Source organism: Pseudomonas sp. NPDC088885, from assembly GCF_044750025.1.
Classification (GTDB): Bacteria; Pseudomonadota; Gammaproteobacteria; order Pseudomonadales; family Pseudomonadaceae; genus Aquipseudomonas; species Aquipseudomonas rustica.
This window is the reverse complement of record NZ_JBIVJB010000108.1, coordinates 7,513-10,003: the sequence shown is the minus strand read 5'-3', so window position 1 is coordinate 10,003 and position 2,491 is coordinate 7,513. Positions and strand designations below refer to the sequence as shown.

General features: G+C 59.1%; 2 protein-coding genes. Both read left to right on the top strand.

What is annotated here, in order from left to right; translation table 11 throughout:
* Positions 1-1,302: nucleotide sugar dehydrogenase (locus tag ACIP1X_RS25095; RefSeq protein ID WP_400755616.1), on the top strand; the 1,302-nt coding region annotated here is incomplete at its 5' end.
* 221 nt (positions 1,303-1,523) lie between these two features.
* Positions 1,524-2,491: glycosyltransferase family 2 protein (locus tag ACIP1X_RS25090; RefSeq protein ID WP_400755615.1), on the top strand; the 968-nt coding region annotated here is incomplete at its 3' end.

Here is a 2,491-nt window from a genome sequence, read left to right as displayed (position 1 = left end):
TTTGGTTTGGGTTACGTTGGCGCAGTATGTGCCGGTTGCCTGTCTGCACGGGGCCATGACGTGGTTGGCGTCGATGTTGCCAAAGACAAGATCGACATGATCAACGCTGGCAAATCTCCCATTGTTGAACCGGGCCTGGGCGAACTTCTGCAACAGGGTATTCAAACCGGTCGTCTGCGTGGCACGACCAACTTCGCCGAAGCGATTCGTGACACTGACCTGTCGATGATCTGCGTCGGTACGCCGAGCAAAAAGAACGGCGACCTCGAACTGAACTACATCGAAGCCGTGTGCCGCGAGATCGGTTTTGTTCTGCGTGAAAAAACCACCCGCCACACCATCGTTGTACGCAGCACCGTATTGCCGGGCACTGTTGCCAACGTAGTAATCCCGATTCTCGAAGACTGCTCCGGCAAGAAAGCTGGCGTCGACTTCGGTGTTGCGGTCAACCCGGAATTCCTGCGTGAATCCACCGCAATCGCCGACTACGACCTGCCACCGATGACCGTCATCGGCGAATTCGACAAGGCTTCGGGCGACGTTCTGCAATCGCTGTACGAAGAACTCGACGCGCCGATCATCCGCAAGGACATCGCCGTCGCCGAGATGATCAAGTACACCTGCAACGTCTGGCACGCGACCAAAGTGACCTTCGCCAACGAGATCGGCAACATCGCCAAAGCGGTCGGCGTCGATGGCCGTGAAGTGATGGAAGTGGTTTGCCAGGACAAGACCCTCAACCTGTCCCAGTACTACATGCGCCCAGGCTTCGCCTTCGGCGGTTCGTGCCTGCCGAAAGACGTGCGTGCCCTGACCTACCGCGCAGGTTCCCTGGACGTCGAAGCGCCGCTGCTCAACTCGCTGATGCGCAGTAACGAATCGCAAGTGCAGAACGCCTTCGACATCGTTGAAAGCCACGACAAACGCAAAGTCGCCCTGCTCGGCCTGAGCTTCAAGGCCGGCACCGACGACCTGCGCGAAAGCCCGCTGGTCGAGCTGGCCGAGATGCTGATCGGCAAGGGTTACGACCTGAGCATCTACGACAGCAACGTCGAGTACGCCCGTGTTCACGGCGCGAACAAAGACTACATCGAGTCGAAAATCCCGCACGTATCGTCCCTGCTCAACGCGGACTTCGATTCGGTGATCGACAACTCCGACGTGATCATCCTCGGCAACCGCGACGAGAAATTCCGCGCGCTGGCGCAACAGGCTCCGCACGGCAAACAGGTCATCGACCTGGTCGGCTTCATGGCCAAGGCCACCGACGCTGGCACCCGTACCGAAGGCATTTGCTGGTAAGGCAGACGTTGCACGGCGCCGCCCTCGCGACGCCGTGCAACAGAACCCAAATGTAGGAGCTGCCGAAGGCTGCGATCTTTACCGGCAACGCTTGAGTTCCGAGTGAACCGCCAAAGATCAAAAGATCGCAGCCTTCGGCAGCTCCTACATGTCCTTGCAAGTTTTTGTAAGCCTGCCTTAACCCCATCGGGCCCGGCCCGAGATAGAGACGGATGCAGATTATGCACAGGCTAAAACACGGCCTACTTCAGGCCGCCGGTTGGCTGTTTTACCTAAGTTTGCTGATGGGCCTGGCCTTGATGCTGCCCACGTCCACGTTCGACTCCGAGTCGAAGGACTTCATTTTCCTGATTGGCGCCGTGGGTATCTGGCGCTATTCGATGGGTGCAACGCACTTTGTGCGCGGCATGATTTTCCTCTACATCGTTTACCCGCACCTGCGCCGTAAAGTGCGCAAGCTGGGTAAAGCGGCGGATCCGTCGCATGTGTTTCTGATGGTCACCAGTTTCCGTATCGACGCGCTGACCACAGCGCAGGTCTACAGCTCGGTGATCCGCGAAGCCATCGACTGCGAACTGCCGACCACCGTGGTCTGCTCGATCGTCGAAATGTCCGATGAGCTGCTGGTCAAGGCACTGTGGGCGCGGATGAATCCGCCAGAGCGCGTGAAGCTCGACTTCGTGCGCATTCCCGGCACCGGCAAACGTGATGGCCTGGCCTACGGTTTCCGCGCGATCTCCCGTCACCTGCCGGACGACCGTGCCGTGGTCGCCGTGATCGATGGCGACACCGTGCTCGGCGAAGGCACCGTGCGCAAGACCGTACCGTGGTTCCAGCTGTTCGGCAACGTCGGCGGCCTGACCACCAACGAATTCTGCGAAGTGCGCGGCGGCTACATCATGAGCGAATGGCACAAGCTGCGTTTCGCCCAGCGTCACATCAACATGTGCTCGATGGCCCTGTCCAAGCGCGTACTGACCATGACTGGCCGTATGTCGGTGTTCAAAGCGTCCGTGGTGACCAATCCGGAATTCATCGCCGACGTTGAAAGCGACTCGCTGCAACACTGGCGTCTGGGCCGTTTCAAGTTCTTGACCGGCGACGACAAGTCGAGCTGGTTCAGCCTGATGCGTCTGGGCTACGACACCTTTTACGTGCCTGATGCGGCGATCAACACCGTTGAACACCC